The organism is Cupriavidus sp. 01T418, from assembly GCF_056398885.1.
The window spans coordinates 16,229-35,722 of the sequence record NZ_JBFTQG010000043.1 but is presented as its reverse complement, the minus strand read 5'-3'; the positions used below and the strand labels follow the sequence as shown (position 1 = coordinate 35,722).

General features: G+C 66.1%; 21 protein-coding genes and 1 pseudogene. 16 read left to right on the top strand and 6 right to left on the bottom strand.

Annotated features, from left to right (window positions below; all coding sequences use genetic code 11):
* Positions 1–92: 92 nt before the first annotated feature.
* A complete protein-coding gene (gene trxA, locus AC1DQ3_RS28955) occupies positions 93–938 on the top strand; it encodes a thioredoxin (RefSeq protein WP_477123584.1) in 846 nt (281 codons plus the stop codon).
* Positions 939–1,022: 84 nt separating this feature from the next.
* On the top strand, positions 1,023–1,412 hold the full coding sequence (locus tag AC1DQ3_RS28950) for a cupin domain-containing protein (protein WP_477123583.1): 390 nt from the start codon (positions 1,023–1,025) through the stop codon (positions 1,410–1,412).
* Here the strand turns inward: AC1DQ3_RS28950 and AC1DQ3_RS28945 are convergent.
* Positions 1,409–1,849 carry a bacteriohemerythrin gene (locus AC1DQ3_RS28945; RefSeq protein WP_477123582.1) on the bottom strand — a complete coding sequence of 147 codons (441 nt, stop codon included), beginning with the start codon at positions 1,847–1,849 and terminating at the stop codon, positions 1,409–1,411. The genes AC1DQ3_RS28950 and AC1DQ3_RS28945 overlap by 4 nt on opposite strands.
* 159 nt (positions 1,850–2,008) lie before the next feature.
* On the opposite strand from AC1DQ3_RS28945, the gene AC1DQ3_RS28940 reads away from it, so the two are divergent.
* The gene (locus AC1DQ3_RS28940) at positions 2,009–2,587 is read left to right on the top strand and encodes a P-loop nucleotide/nucleoside kinase family protein (RefSeq protein ID WP_477123581.1); all 579 of its coding nucleotides are present in this window, start codon (positions 2,009–2,011) and stop codon (positions 2,585–2,587) included.
* A gap of 34 nt (positions 2,588–2,621) precedes the next feature.
* On the opposite strand, the gene AC1DQ3_RS28935 is transcribed toward AC1DQ3_RS28940, so the two are convergent.
* Positions 2,622–3,518 carry a tRNA threonylcarbamoyladenosine dehydratase gene (locus AC1DQ3_RS28935; protein ID WP_477123580.1) on the bottom strand — a complete coding sequence of 299 codons (897 nt, stop codon included), beginning with the start codon at positions 3,516–3,518 and terminating at the stop codon, positions 2,622–2,624.
* 183 nt (positions 3,519–3,701) lie between these two features.
* Between AC1DQ3_RS28935 and AC1DQ3_RS28930 the strand changes: the two genes are divergently transcribed.
* From AC1DQ3_RS28930 to AC1DQ3_RS28915, 4 genes are all read left to right on the top strand, one after another.
* Complete coding sequence (locus tag AC1DQ3_RS28930) at positions 3,702–5,966, top strand: AsmA family protein (protein ID WP_477123579.1); 2,265 nt, start codon at positions 3,702–3,704, stop codon at positions 5,964–5,966.
* 551 nt (positions 5,967–6,517) lie between these two features.
* A complete protein-coding gene (pdxH, locus tag AC1DQ3_RS28925) occupies positions 6,518–7,156 on the top strand; it encodes a pyridoxamine 5'-phosphate oxidase (protein ID WP_477123578.1) in 639 nt (212 codons plus the stop codon).
* A gap of 162 nt (positions 7,157–7,318) precedes the next feature.
* Positions 7,319–8,551: a class I SAM-dependent methyltransferase gene (locus AC1DQ3_RS28920; RefSeq protein ID WP_477123577.1), complete on the top strand. Its 1,233-nt coding sequence runs from the start codon at positions 7,319–7,321 to the stop codon at positions 8,549–8,551.
* A gap of 6 nt (positions 8,552–8,557) precedes the next feature.
* Positions 8,558–9,607: a DUF72 domain-containing protein gene (locus tag AC1DQ3_RS28915; protein ID WP_477123576.1), complete on the top strand. Its 1,050-nt coding sequence runs from the start codon at positions 8,558–8,560 to the stop codon at positions 9,605–9,607.
* 19 nt (positions 9,608–9,626) lie between these two features.
* Here the strand turns inward: AC1DQ3_RS28915 and msrA are convergent, their stop codons facing one another.
* Positions 9,627–10,169 (bottom strand): peptide-methionine (S)-S-oxide reductase MsrA, encoded by a 543-nt coding sequence (msrA, locus tag AC1DQ3_RS28910; protein WP_477123575.1) that lies wholly within the window; start codon positions 10,167–10,169, stop codon positions 9,627–9,629.
* A gap of 501 nt (positions 10,170–10,670) precedes the next feature.
* Between msrA and AC1DQ3_RS28905 the strand changes: the two genes are divergently transcribed.
* Both AC1DQ3_RS28905 and AC1DQ3_RS28900 read left to right on the top strand, forming a co-directional pair.
* A complete protein-coding gene (locus AC1DQ3_RS28905) occupies positions 10,671–11,213 on the top strand; it encodes a flavin reductase family protein (RefSeq protein WP_477123609.1) in 543 nt (180 codons plus the stop codon).
* Between the two features lie 17 nt (positions 11,214–11,230).
* Complete coding sequence (locus AC1DQ3_RS28900; protein WP_477123574.1) at positions 11,231–11,695, top strand: MarR family winged helix-turn-helix transcriptional regulator; 465 nt, start codon at positions 11,231–11,233, stop codon at positions 11,693–11,695.
* Between the two features lie 7 nt (positions 11,696–11,702).
* On the opposite strand, the gene AC1DQ3_RS28895 is transcribed toward AC1DQ3_RS28900, so the two are convergent.
* Positions 11,703–12,185 carry an Lrp/AsnC family transcriptional regulator gene (locus tag AC1DQ3_RS28895; protein ID WP_477123573.1) on the bottom strand — a complete coding sequence of 161 codons (483 nt, stop codon included), beginning with the start codon at positions 12,183–12,185 and terminating at the stop codon, positions 11,703–11,705.
* A gap of 162 nt (positions 12,186–12,347) precedes the next feature.
* Between AC1DQ3_RS28895 and kynB the strand changes: the two genes are divergently transcribed.
* Genes kynB through kynA form a run of 3 tightly spaced genes read left to right on the top strand, consistent with a single transcriptional unit; the run spans position 12,348 to position 15,200 of the window.
* Positions 12,348–13,004: an arylformamidase gene (kynB, locus tag AC1DQ3_RS28890; RefSeq protein ID WP_477123572.1), complete on the top strand. Its 657-nt coding sequence runs from the start codon at positions 12,348–12,350 to the stop codon at positions 13,002–13,004.
* 36 nt (positions 13,005–13,040) lie between these two features.
* A complete protein-coding gene (kynU, locus tag AC1DQ3_RS28885; protein ID WP_477123571.1) occupies positions 13,041–14,297 on the top strand; it encodes a kynureninase in 1,257 nt (418 codons plus the stop codon).
* A 15-nt stretch (positions 14,298–14,312) separates the two neighbouring features.
* Positions 14,313–15,200 carry a tryptophan 2,3-dioxygenase gene (kynA, locus tag AC1DQ3_RS28880; protein ID WP_477123570.1) on the top strand — a complete coding sequence of 296 codons (888 nt, stop codon included), beginning with the start codon at positions 14,313–14,315 and terminating at the stop codon, positions 15,198–15,200.
* 46 nt (positions 15,201–15,246) lie between these two features.
* Here the strand turns inward: kynA and AC1DQ3_RS28875 are convergent, their stop codons facing one another.
* A complete protein-coding gene (locus AC1DQ3_RS28875) occupies positions 15,247–16,062 on the bottom strand; it encodes an IclR family transcriptional regulator (RefSeq protein ID WP_477123569.1) in 816 nt (271 codons plus the stop codon).
* A gap of 214 nt (positions 16,063–16,276) precedes the next feature.
* Here AC1DQ3_RS28875 and AC1DQ3_RS28870 point away from each other — a divergent pair, with 214 nt between their 5' ends.
* Entirely contained in the window at positions 16,277–17,470 is a 1,194-nt protein-coding gene (locus tag AC1DQ3_RS28870; protein WP_477123568.1) for an acyl-CoA dehydrogenase, read from the top strand.
* Between the two features lie 146 nt (positions 17,471–17,616).
* Here AC1DQ3_RS28870 and AC1DQ3_RS28865 read toward each other — a convergent pair.
* Positions 17,617–17,776 (bottom strand): annotated as a pseudogene (locus tag AC1DQ3_RS28865) (peroxidase); the annotation flags it as partial.
* A gap of 270 nt (positions 17,777–18,046) precedes the next feature.
* On the opposite strand from AC1DQ3_RS28865, the gene AC1DQ3_RS28860 reads away from it, so the two are divergent.
* The 3 genes from AC1DQ3_RS28860 to AC1DQ3_RS28850 all read left to right on the top strand — a co-directional run bounded on the left by AC1DQ3_RS28860 (position 18,047) and on the right by AC1DQ3_RS28850 (position 19,406).
* Positions 18,047–18,364: an ElaB/YgaM/YqjD family protein gene (locus AC1DQ3_RS28860; protein ID WP_324291756.1), complete on the top strand. Its 318-nt coding sequence runs from the start codon at positions 18,047–18,049 to the stop codon at positions 18,362–18,364.
* 170 nt (positions 18,365–18,534) lie between these two features.
* Positions 18,535–18,915 carry a phage holin family protein gene (locus AC1DQ3_RS28855; protein ID WP_477123567.1) on the top strand — a complete coding sequence of 127 codons (381 nt, stop codon included), beginning with the start codon at positions 18,535–18,537 and terminating at the stop codon, positions 18,913–18,915.
* Positions 18,912–19,406 carry a DUF3318 domain-containing protein gene (locus AC1DQ3_RS28850; RefSeq protein WP_477123566.1) on the top strand — a complete coding sequence of 165 codons (495 nt, stop codon included), beginning with the start codon at positions 18,912–18,914 and terminating at the stop codon, positions 19,404–19,406. Before AC1DQ3_RS28855 ends, AC1DQ3_RS28850 begins: the two co-directional genes overlap by 4 nt.
* The last annotated feature ends 88 nt before the right edge of the window (positions 19,407–19,494 follow it).

Sequence of the window (19,494 nt, the reverse complement as noted above, 5' to 3'; positions counted from 1 at the left end):
CGGCTCCCGCCCCAAGATAGGAAAGGTCGATGCACCAGGCGCGTTATCCCTCGCGGCACCGCCGCGGGTGTGCCACTTTTCGAGACTAAGCCATGAGTGACGTAACCTTGCAGAATTTCGAGGCGGACGTGATCGAGACGTCGCGCCAGATCCCGGTGCTGGTGGATTTCTGGGCGCCCTGGTGTGGTCCTTGCCGCACCCTTGGGCCCATGCTGGAAAAGCTCGAAGCGCAAGCCGCCGGCAAATGGCGGCTGACCAAGGTGAACGTGGACGAGAACCAGGAACTGGCGGCACATTTCGGCGTGCGCAGCATTCCGCACGTGGTGGCGTTTGCCGGCGGCAAGGCGGTCGACCAGTTCACCGGCGTGCTGCCTGAATCCGGCCTGCGTGAGTTTATTGGCCGTGTGATGCCAAATCCGGGCTTGGTGGCACTGGGCGCCGCGCGCGATCACGCCGCCGCGGGCAGGCGCGACGCCGCCAGGTCCGAGTTCCAGGCGGCGCTGGCATTCGATCCCGGCTTTGACGCGGCGCGCCTCGAATACATCGGCTTCCTGCTCGACGAAGACGCACTGGACCAGGCCCAGGCCGAATTCGGCATGCTGTCGCCGGCAGCGGCGCAGGAAGACGGCTACGCGGCGTTGCACACCCGGGTCGAGGCCATGCGCGGCGCCTCCGACCTGCCCGACGCGGCCACGCTGGAGGCCCGTATCGCCGAGGCACCCGGCGACCTGCAGGCACGGCTGGACCTGGCGCGCGCGCTGATCGCGCATCGGCAGTACGAGAAGGCGCTGGAGCAATTGCTGGCCATCGTGCGAACGGACCGGACTTTCGAGGACGATATCGGGCGCACGGCAATGCTGTCGATATTCAAGTTGATGAGCGGCCAGCCCGAAGTGGTTTCGCGCTGGCGCCGGCTACTGGCCTCGGCGCTCAATTAGACTGGCGGGTACACGTGGCGGGCCCGGCCCGCCGTTTTCCATCTGTGCCCGCTCCCCTGATCCTGATCCCGATCCTGTTCCGCCGTGACCGCTTCCCCGCCCCGCCTGATCGATTTCCAGACCGACGCCGAACCACTGCCCAGCCACGACCGCCCGCGCCCCGACCGGCTGGTCGCCGGCAACCCGGACCGCACCACCTGGACGCACTACACCGCCAGCCAGGGTGACTTCGATTGCGGCATATGGGCTTGCGAACCAGGCGCCTGGCGCATTGCCTTTCCGGCCGGCAAGGAAGAGTTCTTCCACGTCATCAGCGGACGCCTGCGCATCAGCGACGACGCGGGCAATGCCCGCGAATTCGGCCCCGGCGACGCCTGCGTGATTCCGGCAGGCTTCACCGGCCTGTTCGAGGTGCTCGAAGCGGTGCGCAAGCACTTTGTCGTGCTCGACCGCGCGGCAGCCAAGGCAGACTAGACTGCCTGCTCCGACGGCGCTTCGATCAGGGTGAAGCCGTTGTCGCGCATGTGGCTGACCATCATCGCGTCCATCCCCTTCACATGCTGGTCGAACCAGCCCGGCAATTCCGCCAGCAGGCGCCGGCCGAGCGTCAGGTCGCCCGCGGCCGCCTTCTCGCGTACGGCGCCAGCCACCGCCAGCACTTGCTCGTGCTCGCCGCGATGGCAATGCTGCGGGCCGAAGGCCATCGCCTCCATCCACGCTTCCTCCTGCCCGAAATGATGGCGGGTGTGATCGATCCACTCGTCCAGCGCCGCCAGGAAGCGGGCATCGTCCGCGCGCGTGGCGGCATCCAGCAACTGGACGAATTCGGCGTGGGTGGCGTCGGTCACGGGCTCGCCCAGCAACAGGTCGGGGGCCAGGGCGGCGGTGCCCGGCATGGAGGAATCGGTCATATCGGAAAGACGAAATCGCGCAAAACGCAAGGATACCGAATCCGCAGGGGCTCGGCCGGATCCACGACAAACTCCAGGACAAAGCGCGGCGCCGCCAGAGTTGCCGGCGTATGCTCGGAACTGGCTCTTTCATCGCACCAGGCTGACCCCTGGCTTCCCATGCCCCGACTGCTCTTCTTCTGCGGCCATGCCGGCACCGGCAAGACCACCCTGGCCCACCGCCTGATCGGCCCGCTGATGCAGGCCACCGGCGAGCCGTTCTGCCTGCTCGACAAGGACACGCTTTATGGCAGCTACAGCGCCGCGGCGATGGGCGCCTTGACCGGCGACCCGAACGACCGTGACAGCCCGACCTATCTCAAGTACCTGCGGGATGCGGAATACCACGGCCTGCTCGATACCGCACGCGAGAATCTGGCGCTGGGCATCAGCGCGATCGTGGTGGGTCCGCTATCGCGCGAGGTGCGCGACCATCTGCTGCACGATCCCGAGTGGCTGCGCGTGCCCGTCGGCACCCGGGTGCGCACACTGTGGGTGCACCTGCCGGAAGACGAGGCCCATGCCCGAATCGTCCGGCGCGGCAACCCCAACGACGCCTACAAACTGGCGCACTGGGATGACTACCGCACGCGGCGCTTCATGCCCGCACCCGAGCAGCACCCCGAACTGGCCTACTTCGACAACACCGCGCCGGGCGAGGCCGAACTGGCCGCCCTGCTGGCGCTGCTTGCGGCCTGAGGATTGAGGCGAGACAGCCGGGACAGCCAGGACCTCAGTCCGGCGCCGTGAGCGCGGCCAGCACGCTGGAAGCCGCCACCATCCCGAACACCGCAGTCACCGCCACCGAGGAGCCAAAGCCGGCACAGGCCAGCCCCTGCGGACCGGCCGGCGGCGCGGTTGGCTCGGTCAGCCCGGTTGCCGCGGCCTCCGGGGCCTCGTCGATTTCGCAGGACTGCTGTTCGGGCTCGGGATAGCGCAGGGGCTCGTCGGAGTAGACCGCGTCGATGCCGAACTTCCGCTTGGGATTACGCGGCCAGCCCCAGTCCTTGCGCAGGCTGGAGCGCACCTTGGCCAGCAGCGGATCCTGGACGGTGCGGGAGAAATCCACCACGCGGATACGGGTCGGGTCGAGCTGGCCGCCGGCGCCGCCACAGGTGATGATGCGCCGGCCCACGCGGCGCGCCCAGCCCAGCATGGCGATCTTGACCTTGACCGAGTCGATCGCATCGATGATGTAGTCGTGTCCGTCGAGCAGTTCGACGAGGTTTTCCGGGGTTACGAAGTCGTCCACTTCCGTCACCCGGCAGCGCGGGTTGATCTGCACCATGCGCTCGGCCATCGCCTGCACCTTGGCACGGCCATAGGCATCGCCGAGCGCGTGGATCTGGCGGTTGGTATTGGACAGCGCGATATGGTCCAGATCGATCAGCGTGACGCGGCCGACCGCGTTGCGCGCCAGTGCCTCGGCCGCCCAGCTGCCCACCCCGCCGATGCCGACCACGCAAACGTTCGCCGCCTCCAGCCGCGCCAGGCCCTCGGTGCCGTACAGGCGCGCCACACCGCCGAAACGTCGGTGATAGTCGTCATCCTCCGGGCTCTCGTGGGTAAGGGCCGGCGGCAGTTGCGCCAGTTCCTGCTGGAGGGCGGTTTCCGGGACGTGGTTGCTCATTTCTTGCTCGAAGCTTGCTGATTTGAAGGACACTGCTGGTAAAACGTGCGTTGCGGCACCCTGTCAGCCGGGCGCCGACAGCATTGCGGGGCGCGCAACTATACAATACCCACACGTGGTTCGACCGCCGCATTGTCTCGCAGACAGCGCGCGGCTGCCCGCGTCGATCAGGATCCCGACCCCATGCCCGTGCGCCGCAAGGCCGTTCTCTGGAGTGTACTGACACCGCTGGTGCTCATCGCGGTGCTCGTCGTGATTGTCCTGATATTCGACTGGAACCGCCTCAAGCCGTGGCTTAACCAGAGAGTCTCCGAGGCCATCGGCCGGCCTTTCGCCGTCAACGGCGACCTGACCGTAACCTGGCGCAGCGCCGAGGGCGAGACCGGCTGGCATACCTGGGTGCCCTGGCCGCGCCTTTCCGCGCGCGACATCACGATTGGCAATCCCGACTGGGCCCATGAACCGAACTTCGCCACCGTGCGCGAACTGATCTTCGTGCTGCGCCCCCTGCCCCTGCTTTCCCACCGGATCTCCGTTCCCGCCATTGTTGTCGACAGCCCCGCGGTATGGCTGGAGCGGCTGGCGGATCAGCGCAACAACTGGACCTTCGCCACCTCCGCCAGCAAGACGCCGTCGCAATGGCGGCTCGACATCGGCGAAGTGGCGCTGGCGCGCGGCGACCTTGCCCTGAACGACCAGGCCATGAAGGTGGAGTTGCAGGCGCGTCTGGACACGATCGGCGACGCGGCCCTCTATGAGAAGTCCCGCGACGGCGCATTGATCGCGCCCCCGGCATCCGGCGCGGCCGGAACGGGGGCCGCCGGTTCCACCGGCCCGGCGGCGGGCGGCCCGCGCTACGGTATCCGCTGGAAGGCCACGGGCCGCTACCGGGAGGCCACTATCAATGCCACCGGCAAGGCCGGTACCGTATTGAGCCTGCGCGATGCCGACGTGCCCTTTCCCGTGCAGGCCGATGTGCGGGTCGGCAGCACGCGCGCGACGGTGGAAGGCACGCTGACCAACCCCGCCCACCTCGGCGCGCTCGACATGCACCTGCAACTGTCGGGCGACAATATGGCCAAGCTTTATGCGCTGACCGGCATCGTGCTGCCGAGCACCCCGCCATACGAAACCCGTGGCCGGCTGGTTGCCACCCTGCGCAGCGGCGCGTCGGTGTACCGCTACGACAAGTTCACCGGCCGCGTCGGCGGCAGCGACCTGAACGGCTCGCTCACCTACACCCAGCGCCAGCCTCGCGCCCTGCTGTCCGGCGAGCTGGAATCGAACCAGTTGCGCTTCGAAGACCTGGCCCCGCTGATCGGCGCCGACGCCAAGCCCGGGAAAGCAGCCTCGGACAGCACGGTGCGCCAGCCCGCCGACAAGGCCTTGCCCGTGGCACCATTCCGCACGCAGCGCTGGGACAGCATCGATGCCGACGTGAAATTCACGGGCAAGCACATCATCCGCAGCGTCGACCTGCCGATCACCGACCTCCAAACCCACCTCAAGCTCAAGGATGGCGTGCTCACGCTGGACCCGCTCAATTTCGGCGTGGCGGGCGGCAACCTGACGTCGTCGCTGCAGCTCGACGGCAAGCGCGAGCCGCTGGCCGCCACCGTCGACGTGAAAGCGCGCCACCTCAAGCTCAAGCAGCTGTTCCCGAAATTCGAAACGATGCACGCGAGCGTCGGCGAGCTCAACGGCAGCGCCAGGCTGAGCGCTACCGGCAACTCGGTCGCCGCGCTGCTGGGTACGTCCAATGGCGAAGCCAGGCTGCTGGTGGAAAACGGCACGGTCAGCAAGTTCCTGCTGGAGGCAATGGGCCTGAATGTGGGCAGCGTGGTGGTGCGCAAGCTGTTCGGCGACAAGCTGGTGCAGATCAACTGCGGCGTCGGCGACTTCACGTTCACCAAGGGAGTGGCGCGCGCGCGCACCTTTGTCCTCGACACCCAGGATGCGTTGGTCGACACCAGCGGCGCCGTCGACTTTGCCAGCGAGCGGCTTGCGCTCACCATCCGGCCCGAGTCAAAGGGCCTGCGCATCTTTTCGCTGCGCTCACCGCTCTATGTGGGCGGCACGCTGAAGAAACCATCGGTCAGCCCGGACATCGGCGTGCTGGCCTTGCGTGCCGGCGGCGTGGCGGCGTTGGCGCTGGCCGCACCGATCGGCGCGGCCATCCTGCCGCTGACCGAGCTTTCCACAGCCGACGAGAGCAGTCAGTGCGGCAGGCTGCTGGCGGAAATCCGCAAGCGTCCCACCGCGCCGCCGCCCGGGCAGCCCTACCGCGATCCGGCTACCGGCAAGAACGGCCAGAGCGCCGGCCCCGCGCCCTCTCCCACCGCACAGGCAGCGCCTGCGGCCATGACGCCGTCTCAGCCAGCCGCGCCGACGCGCCCGAGCGAGCCTCGGCGCTCGGCACCGGGGACCTCCATGTACCAGGGCGGCTGAGCCGCGACGCGCTGGTCACCTGCCCGTTGCCTGCCTGCGAGACATCTCGTCGTCGATGACGCGATTTCGCAACACTTTGGCGCGTAAGCACAGACCGTCGTTGTATATCGACGACGCCGCTCGCATAATTAAACGGCCATTTATAACGAAGTTCTCAATACATGGCACGAAACGGGTGTCCGGCGGCGGATTGATTTCGCAGCTGGCGTCCATTGGGTGCGGCCTCGGCCGCACTTGTTTTTCCCGATTCCCTCCCCGCTCCCGCCCCGGCATGACGCCGCATGGCCCTCAATGCCTGCCGCGTGGTGGCGTTGTTCGCGCTCTCGCTCAAGGCATCTACCGTTACGCTCGCTCGGCATCCTGGCGTCGGGCATTGCCGCAATTCAATTGCCGCGCGCTATCTCTCTTGTGCGCTCATGGCACTGGCACTGGCGGTGACTTGCGCACACGCAAATGCGGCTTGCTTCGCTTTCGCTATACTCAAATCAGACGGGCCGCACGCGCAGGGCGCCTGCCCGCGCGCGGCCTGCTGACTCGATACCTGATCCGACATGACACAACTAGCCGAACTCCGCCGCACCTACGTACTCGGATCGCTGTCTGAATCCGATGTGGCGCCCGATCCCATCAGCCAGTTCCAGCGCTGGTTCGATGAAGCCATACACGCCAAGCTGCCCGAGCCCAACGCCATGACACTGGCCACCGTCGACGCCGATGGCCAGCCCTCGGCACGCATCGTGCTACTCAAGGGCATGGATGCAACGGGCTTCACCTTCTTCACCAACTACGAAAGCCGCAAAGGCCTGGACCTTGCCGCCAACCCGCGCGCGGCGCTGCTGTTTCACTGGGTGCAACTGGAGCGCCAGGTGCGCGTGGAAGGACGCGTTGAAAAAGTTACCGACGCCGAGAGCGACGATTACTATGCGTCGCGGCCGCTCGGTTCGCGCCTGGGCGCGTGGGCCTCGGAGCAGAGCCGCGAGGTAGCGGATCGCACGGTGCTGGAGCAGCGCGAAGCGGATTTCCGCGCCAAATTCGGCGACAACCCGCCACGCCCGGCGCATTGGGGCGGCTATCGCGTGGTGCCGACCCGGATCGAGTTCTGGCAGGGGCGGCCGTCGCGCCTGCACGACCGGATCGCCTACCGGCTGCAGGCGGATGGCGCCTGGCAGATCGTGCGCTTGTCGCCCTGAATGAACGCAGTGCCGGCTATCAAGGTCGCACACTGCACAAAATTGGGAATTATCGTAAAGTGCATGGAGGTCGCCTTTGCAAGGAGGCGGCCGTCACGAGCAGGCTGCACCTGCCCGCTGTGAGTTCGAGGAGTGTGCCGCAACCATCAGGAGGGAGGCCGCATGTTTTTCAAGCAAGCACTGGACAAGCAACTGGACCACTGGATCGCCGATCTGCGCGAGCGGGCCAATCTCCCCGTCAAGCTGCGCCTGTGGAACGGCAACGAGTATCCGCTCGGCCGCTTCGAGCAGCCGGCGGTGACGCTCACGGTACGCGAGGCGGGCGCGATGTCCCTGCTGCTCACCCCCAGCCTGGATAATCTCGGCGAAGCCTATGTGCAGGAAAAGATCGACCTGGACGGCAAGCTGAGCGACATCATTGCCGTGGCCTACCGCTTTTCGGCAGCCGCCAGTGCGCAGGCCGGCGGCGCGCTGGCGCGGGTGGCACGGCACTTCACGCACACCAAGGCGGCCGACAAGGCCTCCATCCAATATCACTACGACGTCTCCAACGAGTTCTACCGGCTCTGGCTCGATCCGGGCATGGTCTATTCCTGCGGCTATTTCGAGCATGGCAACGAGGACCTCGCCACCGCCCAGCGCAAGAAGATCGACCACATCCTGACCAAGATCCGGCTGCAGCCAGGCCAGACCCTGCTCGACATCGGCTGCGGCTGGGGCGCACTGGTGATGCGCGCGGCGGAAAAATTCGGCGCGCGCTGCGTGGGCATCACGCTGTCGCAGAACCAGTTCGACCTGGCCACCGAGCGCGTCAGGCAGGCAGGGCTTGCGGACCGCATCGAGATCCGCTTGCAGGATTACCGGGACATAGCCGGCAAGTTCGACCGCATCACCAGCGTCGGCATGTTCGAGCATGTGGGCAAGAGCAACCTGCCCGCCTACTTCGGCCGCATGCGTGAATTGCTGGCCGAAGACGGCTTCGCCATGAACCATGGCATTACATCGCCCGATCCCGACAGCGGCTCCACGCCCATGGACGGTTCCGAGTTCATGGATCGCTACGTCTTCCCGCAGGGCGAGCTGCCGCACATCGGCATGGTGCTCAACACGCTGCAGCGCGGCGGCCTGGAGGCCACCGATGTCGAGCTGATGCGCCGCCATTACGCGCGCACGCTGCGCCACTGGGCGGACAACTTCGAGGCCCGGGGCGAGACCATCCGCGCCATGGTGGGCGAGAAGAAATACCGCATCTGGCGCGTCTACCTGGCAGGCTGCGGGCATGCCTTCGACACCGACCAGATGTCGATCTACCAGGTGGTCTGCCACAGGGCCAGCCTCTCGTCGCAGAGCCTGCCCTGGTCGCGCCGCTACATCTATGACAAAGCGCTCGATTGAATCCGCTTGACTGAAGACCTGTTCGGCGGCCTGCCGGAACAACCGGCACCGCCCGCTCCCGGCATTACCGCAACCACAGCCACCAAACCCGCGCGCGGCAAGAGCGTGCAGGCGCCGCCGCCGGACCCGGCCCTGCTGGCACTGGCGGAACGCCTGCCGCCCGGYCTGCATCTGGGCACGTCGTCATGGTCCTATGGCGGCTGGAACGGACTGGTCTACCAGGGGGAATACAGCGACAGCCTGCTCTCGCGCAAAGGCCTGGACGCCTACTCCCAGCATCCGCTGCTGCGCGCCGCCGGCATCGATCGCGGCTTCTACGCGCCGATCCCGCTGGCCGACTATGTGGCCTATGCGGCCCAGGTGCCGGCGCATTTCCGCTTCCTGGTCAAGGCGCCCGCAAGCGTCTGCGATCCGTGGCTGCGCACGTCCGAAGGTGCGGGGCGGCTCGCCAATGCCGGCTTCCTGGATGCCGGGATCGCCGAGCGGGATTTCGTGGCCCCCGCCACGGCGGGCCTTGGCGCCAAGTGCGGGCCTTTGCTGTTCCAGCTCTCGCCGCTGGGCGCGATGGCCGCGGACAGTGCCAGCTTCCTGGCGCGGCTCGACGCATTCCTTGGCGCCCTGCCCCCGCTCGATCCCGTCGCCACGCCGCACGCCCGTTACGCGGTGGAACTGCGCGACGCCAGCCTGCTCACACCTCGCTTCATCAAGCTGCTGCGCGCACGCGGCGTGCGCTTTTGCCTGTCGGCGCGCGAACGCATGCCACCCACGCAACGGCAATTGCCGGCGCAAGCACTGATGGACGAAGGCGAGCCCGGCCCACTGGTGTTGCGCTGGATGCTGCATGCCGGCTTCGCCTACCAGCAGGCCGAATCGCGCTATGCGCCGTTCGACCGGCTGATCGACGAGGACCCGGATACCCGCGCGATGATCGCCGCCCAGGTCGTACGCACGTTGCACTCGGGCCAACCGGCCTATGTGATCGTCAGCAACAAGGCCGAAGGCAGCGCGCCGCTGACCTGCCTGCGTCTGGCCGAGGCCATCGCCGACCGGCTCTAGCCAGCCGCCGGCCCGTGCCTCAGCGATTCAGGTGGTGAGCGAACTTCTGCCGGAACTTGGCCAGCTTGGGGGAGATCACGAAGGAGCAGTAGCCCTGGCTAGGGTGATTCTGGTAGTAGTTCTGGTGGCTTTCCTCGGCGCGCCAGTACGGCTGCGCGGGTTCGATCTGCGTGACCAGCGGCGCATCGTAGAGCTTCTGCGCGGCCACCTCGCGCATCACGTACTCGGCCATGGCACGTTGCGGCTCGGTGTGGGTGAAGATGGCCGAGCGGTACTGCGTGCCCACGTCATTGCCCTGCCGGTTCAGCGTGGTGGGGTCGTGGATAGCGAAGAAGATCTCGAGTATCTCGCGATACTTGATCACCGTCGGGTCAAAATTCACGCGCACCACTTCGGCGTGTCCCGTGTCGCCGCCGCACACCTGCTCGTAAGTCGGATGGTTCACGTGGCCGCCGGTGTAACCCGACTCAACGGCACGCACGCCCTTGACTTGCTGGTACACCGCTTCCAGGCACCAGAAGCAACCTCCCCCCAGGGTGGCAATTTCCCGCTCGTTATCCATCGCGATCTCTCCGGCTTATGACTTATGACATTAGTTAGCATACTCGTTCGGCAACCGGCCTGCCGCCGAAGTATGGCCGGGAAGATACCGTGCGAACCTTTCAGCATCAGCGGCGGTTCGGACGCATGCAGCAGTCCTTCCACGATGCAATCGATCACCAGGTGGCAGCGCTTTGCCGGGCGATTGCACCGCCAGTTCCGCCAACCCCACATTGGCAAGTCGGGATTGGGACTCCGTTACAATCCCAACGACTTCCTGGGCGGTCAGGGCGCACAGTTCAAGGGTGCGCCGAAAAGCCGCCAGCCAGCGGAGCTCGATTTGCTCGATGCGCCTTTGTCGCCTCCAGGAGCGATCCTGCCGTGTGTCTTGGCATGGTCCCGGAAGCGCTTGGTGGGCCAGCCCACCGATTGCGCCTGCCGGACGCATTAGCTTGTACTTGTGCGTCTTGTCGCGGGCGCAAATAATATATGAAATTTCATGAATTCCAGTGGAGCCCGCAAGATGGGCATGCCTGAGGCCTCCCGCAAGGCCGCCTCTCCCGATTTCGATACGCAGCACTTCCGGCGTGCACTATCCCAGTTCGCCACCGGCGTGACGGTCATCACCACCCGTGCGGGTTCCGGCTCGCCGCCGGGCGCGCCCTTCGTGGGCATTACCGCCAGCTCGTTCAACTCGGTCTCGCTCGATCCGCCGCTGGTGTTGTGGAGCATGGCCACGCGCGCCAACAGCCTGCCGATGTTCCGCGACGGTTCGCACTACATCATCAATGTGCTGTCGGCATCCCAGCTGGACCTGTGCCAGCGCTTCGCCACGCTCAAGGGCGACCGCTTTGCCGGTGTCGACTACCGCCTCTCCGAGAACGGCCTGCCGATCCTGGCCAGTGCGCTGGCCTGGTTCGAATGCCACAACCGCAGCCGCTACGACGAGGGCGACCACGTCATCTTCGTGGGTGAGGTGGAGCGTTGCGGCGCGCACGACGACGCCGGCAATCCGCTGGTGTTCCACGACGGCCGCTTTGCCACCACCAGGCCGCTGACGGACTGACGTCCCGGCGTACCGCCATGACCGATTCGCCCAAACCCGCCTCGGCCGCCTCGGTTGCCTTTGTTGACGGCTACCTGCCCTATCTGCTGGCGCGGGCCAGCCACCTTGTGTCGGGCGATTTCCACCGGCAGGTGGAAGCAGCGGGCTTTTCCGTGGCCGAATGGCGCGTGCTGGCCACGCTGACAGACCGGCCGGACTGCACCATCGGCGCGCTGGCCGATATCACGCTCACCAAGCAGCCCACGCTGACCAAACTGGTCGACCGCATGGCCGCCGACGGCCTCGTCATGCGTCGCAACGGCGCCCGGGACCGCCGCCATGCGCTGGTGTCGATCACCGCGCGCGGCCGTGCCCGCGCCCACGCGCTGCTCGACCAGGCCGCCGCGCACGAACAGCAGGTGGTGAACGACTTCGGCACCGTGCAAGCCGACCAGCTCAAGGACATCTTGCGCCGCCTGATCGCGCTGCACGCACCGCGCTGACCCGGCCTCAGCCCAGCGGCTCGCCCTTGATCACCGCCAGCGGCGAGCCATCGGTCTTGATCTTCTGCAGCACGATGTTCGAACGGATATCCATCACGCCGGGCGTGCGATAGAGCCGGTTGACGATGAAATCCGAGTAGTGCTTGAGGTTGCGCGCCTGCACTTTCAGGATGTAATTGCTGTCGCCGGTGATGATGTAGGCCGATACCACTTCGGGCCAGGACTGCACCGCCGCGTTGAAGGTGTCGTGCCATCCCTGCGTCTCCGGGCGCATCGACACCTGCACGATCGCCTCCAGTTCAAGGCCGAGCCGCTCGGCGTCGAACCACGCGCGGTAGCCGCCGATCACGCCACTTTCCTCAAGCAGCCGGACCCGCCGCAGGCAGGCCGAGGGCGACAGCGCCACGCGGTCGGCCAGGTCCTGGTTGCTGATGCGCCCGTTCTCCTGCAGGCAGCTCAGGATGCGCAAATCGATGGGGTCGAGGTTCATTTCGCAGATTCTTCCATAATTTTCTTCTCGACTGAAATTCTATGCGAAATTTGTGGGAAAGACCCAGCCAATTAGCAAGCCTCTTGCCCGGAATATTGACTATCATGCCGTCATCCGCTCCACGCAGAGCACTGGAACGCCGCCTCCCGGCGTCAGCCACTCATGACAAACCACCGCACCCCCGACATCGAGCGCCAGCTGTGGGACATCAGCCCGCCGCTCTCGCCTGGCACGCCCGTATGGCCGGGTGATACACCTTTCCAGCAACAAGCCGCCTGGCAGATAGACGAACACTGCCCGGTCAATGTCGGCCGCATCACGCTGTCGCCGCACACCGGCGCCCACGCCGATGCACCGCTGCATTACGCCGCGGACGGCCAGCCGATCGGCGAAGTGGCCCTGACGCCCTATCTCGGCCCTTGCCGGGTGATCCACTGCATCGGCGCCACCCCGGTGGTCGAACCCCGCCACATCGACCATGCGCTGGCAGGCGTACCGCCGCGCGTGCTGCTGCGCACTTACCGCCAGGCCCCGGTGGCGCAGTGGGACCCGCATTTCTGCGCGGTCGCGCCGGAAACGATCGCATTGCTCGCCGCGCACGGCGTGACCCTGGTCGGCATCGATACGCCTTCGCTGGACCCGCAGGAATCCAAGACCATGGACGCGCACCGCGCGGTGCGCCGGCACCGCCTCGCCATCCTCGAAGGACTCGTGCTCGACGCCGTGCCCGAAGCCGATTACGAACTGATCGCGCTGCCCCTGCGCTTTGCCGGACTCGATGCAAGCCCGGTGCGCGCCGTGCTGCGCAGCCTGACCTGAGCCCAACCGAATCGCCCCCCAGGAAACCTCTCACCCATGACCGCACTGACCCGCGAGCAATGCCTCGCCCTTGACCAGCAGGATCCGCTGCGCAAACTGCGCGAACAATTCGCACTGCCCGAGGGCGTGATCTACCTCGACGGCAACTCGCTGGGCGCCCGCCCGCGCAGCGCCGCGGCGCGCGCCGCCGACGTGGTGACCGAGGAATGGGGCACCGGCCTGATCCGCAGCTGGAACACGGCCGGATGGTTCGAACTGCCGCAACGCCTGGGCAATATGCTGGCACCGCTGGTGGGCGCGGGCAAGGATGAAATCGTCGTCACCGACACCACGTCGATCAACCTGTTCAAGGTGCTGGCGGCCGCGCTGCGCGTGCAGCAGGCGCGCGACCCGAGGCGCAAGGTCATCGTGTCGGAAGCCAGCAACTTCCCCACCGACCTCTACATCGCCCAGGGGCTGGCCGACCTGCTGCAGCAGGGCTACTCGCTGCGCCTGGTGAATGCGCCCGAGGAAATCGAAGCGGCGGTCGACGCCGACACCGCCGTGCTGATGCTGACCCACGTCAACTACAAGACGGGCGAGATGCTGGACATGGCGGGCGTGACCGAGATGGCGCACGCTCGCGGCGTGCTCACGGTATGGGACCTGGCGCACTCGGCCGGCGCGGTACCGGTGGCGCTGAATGCGTCGAAGGCCGACTACGCGGTCGGTTGCACCTACAAATACCTGAACGGCGGCCCCGGCTCGCCCGCCTTCCTGTGGGTCGCGCCCGCGTTGCGCGACGCCTTCTGGCAGCCGCTGTCCGGCTGGTGGGGTCACGCCGCGCCGTTCGCGATGGAACCCGGCTATCGGCCGCGCGAAGGCGTCTCCCGCTTCCTGTGCGGCACCCAGCCGATCACCTCGCTGGCCATGATCGAATGCGGTCTCGACATCTTTGCCCAGACCGACATGACGGCGCTGCGCGCCAAGTCGCTGCTGCTGACCGACCTCTTTATCGCACTGGTGGAAGAACGCTGCGGCCATCACCCGCTCGAACTGGTGACGCCGCGCGCCCATGCGCGCCGCGGCAGCCATGTCAGCTTTGCCCATCCCGATGGCTTCGCGCTGGTGCAGGCCCTGATCGAGCGCGGCGTGATCGGCGATTACCGCGAGCCGCGCATCGCGCGCTTCGGCTTCACCCCGCTGTACACGAGCTTCACCGAGGCATGGGATGCGGTGGAGATCCTGCGCGACGTGCTGGACAGCGGGAGCCACAAGGCCGAACGCCACCAGACCCGTGGCCTGGTGACCTGAGCAGGAGCATGCAACATGAATAGCAACAAGGGATGCCCGATGTCGGGCGCGGGCCTGGACGCAAATGCAACCAGCGGCGGCGACGCCAGCTGGCACGACGCCCAGATGGATTTCGCCAAGGACATGAGCTACGGCGATTACCTGGGCCTGGACAAGATTCTGAACGCCCAGCATCCGCTCTCGCCCGAGCACAATGAGATGCTGTTTATCGTGCAGCACCAGACCAGCGAGCTATGGATGAAGCTGGCGCTGCACGAATTGCGCGCCGCGCGCGAATGCGTGCGCCAGGACCAGCTGCCGCCGGCCTTCAAGATGCTGACGCGGGTCTCGCGCATCATGGAGCAACTGGTGCAGGCGTGGAATGTCCTGGCCACCATGACACCGCCAGAATACTCGGCGATGCGACCGTACCTGGGGATGTCGTCCGGCTTCCAGTCCTTCCAGTACCGCGAGATCGAGTTCATCCTCGGCAACAAGAACGCGGCCATGCTGGGCCCGCACGCGCACCAGCCCGAACACCTGGCGCTGGTGGAAGAAGCATTGAAGACGCCATCGCTGTATGACGAGGCGATCCGGCTGATGGCGCGGCGCGGCTTTGCCATCGATGCGGCCTGCATCGAGCGCGACTGGACCCGGCCGGCCGGCGAGAATGCCTCGGTGGAAGCCGCGTGGCTCGAGGTCTATCGCCAGCCCGAAGCGCACTGGGAACTGTATGAACTGGGCGAGAAGTTCGTCGACCTGGAGGATGCGTTCCGCCAGTGGCGCTTCCGCCATGTCACGACCGTGGAGCGCGTGATCGGCTTCAAGCGCGGCACAGGCGGCACCGAGGGGGTCAGCTACCTGCGCAAGATGCTCGACGTGGTGCTGTTCCCGGAATTGTGGAAACTGCGCACGGATCTGTAAGCCAGCGCAAGGCGGTAGCGGCCGGGCCGGTACCGCCTTGCGCACTTCACTGCGCCGGATCCGACATCCGCGCCGCCAGCGCGCGCAATGCCGGCGCCAGCTTGTCGTGGAATACCGCCTCCTCGACCGAACCATAGGATGCGCTGCAACTCAGCATGTGCAACTCCTTCTCTCCCACCGGCCGGAACGCTACCGCGCACGCGTGTATCGCCGGGTGCCAGTCGCGGAATGACGCCGCGTAACCCAGGGTCGAAGCCTCCGCCACCGCGGTGCGCATGCCCGCCTCCTGGGTTTTCCATTGTTCGGGATAGGCCTGGGCAAACTCCGCCAGCAGCCGCTCGCGCTTGACCGCCGGCAAGGCAGCCAGGTAGGCGCGCCCCATCGAACTCGACACCAGCGACAGGCGCGACCCCACACCCAGCCCGAGCATCACGCCCGCATCATTGCGGATCGATTCGAGATAGATCACCTCCAGCCGCTCGCGCTTGCCCAGCGACACGGACACCCCATACGCCTGGGCAAACGCCAGCATATGCGGGCGCGCCAGCGCGACCACATTGGATGCGGACAGRTAGGAATAACCCAGCGCCAGCACGCCGGCGTCCAGCGCGTACTTGCCCAGGCTATCGTCGTAGCGCAGATAGCCCAGTTGCACCAGCGTACCGGCCAGCCGGCTCACGGTGGCCTTGGGGAAGCCGCTACGGCGCACGAAATCCTGGTTGCCCAGCATCGCTTCGCCGGTGCGGAAACACCGCAGCAACTCAAGACCACGCGCCAGCGCGGTGACGAAATTGGGGTCGCTTTCGCGCGGTGTGGCGCCGGCGGCATCTGTTGCGGGCGTGGCTTGCGATTCAGTGGCCAAAAGAAGTCTCCGCGGGTGGGATGAAGGCGCGTGCCTATTGCACGGATCGCGCATTGCGATATACTACATCATCGGAACAGAGTTCCGCAATGCGGAACTGCAAGAGTGCTTGGCAGACCGCGGAATGCGCCGATAACTGATCGATCCCGGGCCGGCCCGCGCGGCCGCCCATGCCGAACTGCACTACGAACTGCACTATCGAAGGAGACGTAACATGGCTGCCAATGCCGAATTCAACTGGACTGACCCGCTGTTGCTGGACCAGCAACTGAGCGCCGACGAGCGCGCGATTCGCGACGCTGCCCAGGCCTACTGCCAGGACAAGCTCGCCCCCCGCGTGCTGCAATCGTTCCGCAACGAGAAGACCGACATCGAGATCTTCCGCGAGATGGGTGAGCTCGGCCTGCTCGGCCCCACCATTCCCGAGCAATACGGCGGCCCCGGCCTGAACTACGTGGCATACGGCCTGGTCGCGCGTGAAGTGGAGCGTGTGGATTCGGGCTACCGCTCGATGATGAGCGTGCAGTCGTCGCTGGTGATGGTGCCGATCTACGAATTCGGCAGCGAAGCGCAAAAACAGAAATACCTGCCCAAGCTGGCCACCGGCGAATGGATCGGCTGCTTCGGCCTGACCGAACCCGACCATGGCTCGGACCCGGGCTCCATGGTCACGCGCGCCAAGAAGGTGGCGGGCGGCTATGAGCTCACCGGCGCCAAGATGTGGATCACCAATTCGCCGATCGCCGATGTGTTCGTGGTGTGGGGCAAGCTGGTCGGCGACGACGGCAAGGAAGCCATTCGCGGCTTTATCCTGGAAAAGGGCTGGAAGGGCCTGTCGGCTCCCGCCATCCATGGCAAGGTCGGCCTGCGCACCTCGATCACCGGTGAAATCGTCATGGACCAGGTGTTCGTGCCGGAAGAGAACCTGATGCCGGGCGTGTCCGGCCTGAAGGGTCCCTTCACCTGCCTGAACTCGGCCCGCTACGGCATCGCCTGGGGCGCACTGGGCGCCGCCGAATTCTGCTGGCACACCGCGCGCCAGTACACGCTGGACCGCAAGCAGTTCGGCCGCCCGCTGGCAGCCACCCAACTGGTGCAGAAAAAGCTGGCCGACATGCAGACCGAGATCACGCTGGCCCTGCAAGGCTGCCTGCGCCTGGGCCGCATGAAGGACGAGGGCACCGCCGCAGTGGAAATCACCTCGATCATGAAGCGCAACTCCTGCGGCAAGTCGCTCGACATCGCCCGCGTCGCGCGCGACATGCTCGGCGGCAACGGCATCTCGGACGAGTACGGCGTGATCCGTCACGTGGTCAACCTCGAAGTGGTCAACACCTACGAAGGCACCCATGACATCCACGCGCTGATCCTGGGCCGTGCCCAGACCGGCATCCAGGCGTTCTTCTAAAGTCCGCCCGCCGGAGCCGCCCGTTCTCCCGTAGAAATAAAAAATCCGGCTGCGAAGCCGGGCCAGGCACACGACCAAGGGGAGACGACGGGCGCGACCATCGTTTTACAGCACAGGCCGGCCGGCGTCCCCGGCCGGCCTGTCGCTTACTTGCAGGGTTGCGGCGTCAGCCGCAGGCAAGGCCGCACGGCTGTATACCCCTTCGAAAACTTCCGCCCTGTCACTGCCTCGTCCTTCAGCGAGCGCACAACCACCACATCGTCCGCCGTCCTGCCAGTTGCCCGGCGTGGCCACGCCATGGCTGTCGACTCGAAATCCGGTGCGATGTCGCCAGGACTCAGGGTCATAGTTATGTCCTCAAGAGCGCAAATTCGGGTTGAACCAGTGCAGCGAGATTGCGATCCAACCAAAACGAATATAAAGTCACTACAAAATCACCTTTGTGCATTAAGACCTTTGTCCTGCGTCACCGTCCTACACAGGGTGTCGGACTCGTGGTGTTGAAACCACGGCGGTTCCCCGCATATGCTAGTAAAGAGGGCGAGAAGCTGCCCGACAACGTGCGAGGAAGGCAAAATGTCACAATCCGAAACCACCGCCCGCAAACAGGAGAAACTGATGAGCGATGTCAAGACCGTTTTGTCCGATGCCGAAGAACTGCTTAAGCAAGCGGCCTCGACCACCGGCGAGAAAGCTGCCGAACTGCGCGAACGCGGCATGGGCCTGCTGAAACAAGCCAAGGAAAAGGCCCAGGACCTGCAAGACGCAGTAGTCACCAAGAGCAAGGCGGCCGCACGCGCCACCGACGACTACGTACACGACCACCCCTGGCGCGCCGTCGGCGTGGCTGCCGGTGTTGGCCTGCTGATCGGCCTGCTGCTGAACCGCAAGTAATTCGCAAGGCCACCAGCCTGGCGTATGAACCATAAGGCCCCGCACCCAGCCCGCCGTAGCTCGCGAGGCGGTGCCGGGCATAGTCCCGCCCGTGGTCCGAGACCGGTGGCGAGGCTACCCGTCTGCAGATGGTGCAGCGCCTTGCCGCTGCACGCCTTCGCCGGAATTGCATGAGCGACCCCACCTCTTCCCCCAAGTTTATGGATGCCTTGCGCAGCCTTGCAGGATCATTGGCGGCGATGGTGCAGACGCGCCTCGAACTTGCCAGCGTGGAACTCGCGGAAGAGCGCACGCGGCTGATGAAGATGGCCTTGCTGGCCTGTTTCGGCCTGGTGTTCTTTGGCCTGGCCATGCTCACGCTGACCGTACTGATCGCCATCCTGTTCTGGGACACTTACCGCTGGCAGGCCCTCTGCGTGCTGATCGCGTTCTACCTGGCCGCCTGCGCGGCCTGCCTGCTGATCGCCCGCCACCTGGCGCGCAATGCCCCGCCCCTGTTCGAGGCCACGCTGGCCGAGATCGATAAAGACCGGGAGATCCTGCGCCGATGAGCAACCCGAATACACCCAGCGAGCCCGCGCAACACGTGGCCGGCACCCCCCACCGGGAGCATCGGCGCCCCGTGCGTTTCTCAGGCGAGGTGCGCCTGCCCCTCGCCGTGCGCAAGGAACTGCTGATCACGCGCGCCGCGCTGGAACGCTACGACTGCGCCCAGGCACTCCACCACTTGCGGGACAACGCGGTCCGGCTCGGCCGGTTCAGCGCCTGGCTGCCGCGCTTGATCAGGCCCAACTCCTGGCTCAAGCTGCTGGGGCTGGCCAAGGACTACCCGCTGCTCAGCGCGGCCGTATCCCTGGCGCTGCCGTTGCTGCGCAAGACGCCGGTGCTGCGCTGGACCTGGAAGGCCTCCAAGGTCGGCATGCTGGCCGGGGCCGTTTACTGGGCTTATCAAACCTGGCAGAAAGGCAGCGCGGCAGCCGCCCGGCAAACTCCGCCCGCCACCGATACCGATACCGGATTGCGCGACCCGCTGGGACGCTAGCCCCGCAATCCTCCCAGGCAAGGCCATCCGGCACACCGGCCTTGCGCTCCGGGAGCACGCCGCCCCGCGGCGTGCGCGATGCGCCTCG

Excerpts from the sequence above, each read along its gene's own strand:
- AC1DQ3_RS28860 (WP_324291756.1), top strand. The coding sequence starts at position 18,047 with ATGTCACAATCCGAAACCACCGCCCGCAAACAGGAGAAACTGATGAGC.
- AC1DQ3_RS28850 (WP_477123566.1), top strand. The coding sequence starts at position 18,912 with ATGAGCAACCCGAATACACCCAGCGAGCCCGCGCAACACGTGGCCGGC.
- trxA (WP_477123584.1), top strand. The coding sequence starts at position 93 with ATGAGTGACGTAACCTTGCAGAATTTCGAGGCGGACGTGATCGAGACG.
- AC1DQ3_RS28905 (WP_477123609.1), top strand. The coding sequence starts at position 10,671 with ATGGGCATGCCTGAGGCCTCCCGCAAGGCCGCCTCTCCCGATTTCGAT.
- kynB (WP_477123572.1), top strand. The coding sequence starts at position 12,348 with ATGACAAACCACCGCACCCCCGACATCGAGCGCCAGCTGTGGGACATC.
- kynU (WP_477123571.1), top strand. The coding sequence starts at position 13,041 with ATGACCGCACTGACCCGCGAGCAATGCCTCGCCCTTGACCAGCAGGAT.
- pdxH (WP_477123578.1), top strand. The coding sequence starts at position 6,518 with ATGACACAACTAGCCGAACTCCGCCGCACCTACGTACTCGGATCGCTG.
- msrA (WP_477123575.1), bottom strand. The coding sequence starts at position 10,169 with ATGGATAACGAGCGGGAAATTGCCACCCTGGGGGGAGGTTGCTTCTGG.
- AC1DQ3_RS28945 (WP_477123582.1), bottom strand. The coding sequence starts at position 1,849 with ATGACCGATTCCTCCATGCCGGGCACCGCCGCCCTGGCCCCCGACCTG.
- AC1DQ3_RS28930 (WP_477123579.1), top strand. The coding sequence starts at position 3,702 with ATGCCCGTGCGCCGCAAGGCCGTTCTCTGGAGTGTACTGACACCGCTG.
- AC1DQ3_RS28870 (WP_477123568.1), top strand. The coding sequence starts at position 16,277 with ATGGCTGCCAATGCCGAATTCAACTGGACTGACCCGCTGTTGCTGGAC.
- AC1DQ3_RS28940 (WP_477123581.1), top strand. The coding sequence starts at position 2,009 with ATGCCCCGACTGCTCTTCTTCTGCGGCCATGCCGGCACCGGCAAGACC.
- AC1DQ3_RS28900 (WP_477123574.1), top strand. The coding sequence starts at position 11,231 with ATGACCGATTCGCCCAAACCCGCCTCGGCCGCCTCGGTTGCCTTTGTT.
- AC1DQ3_RS28855 (WP_477123567.1), top strand. The coding sequence starts at position 18,535 with ATGAGCGACCCCACCTCTTCCCCCAAGTTTATGGATGCCTTGCGCAGC.
- AC1DQ3_RS28935 (WP_477123580.1), bottom strand. The coding sequence starts at position 3,518 with ATGAGCAACCACGTCCCGGAAACCGCCCTCCAGCAGGAACTGGCGCAA.
- kynA (WP_477123570.1), top strand. The coding sequence starts at position 14,313 with ATGAATAGCAACAAGGGATGCCCGATGTCGGGCGCGGGCCTGGACGCA.
- AC1DQ3_RS28895 (WP_477123573.1), bottom strand. The coding sequence starts at position 12,185 with ATGAACCTCGACCCCATCGATTTGCGCATCCTGAGCTGCCTGCAGGAG.
- AC1DQ3_RS28920 (WP_477123577.1), top strand. The coding sequence starts at position 7,319 with ATGTTTTTCAAGCAAGCACTGGACAAGCAACTGGACCACTGGATCGCC.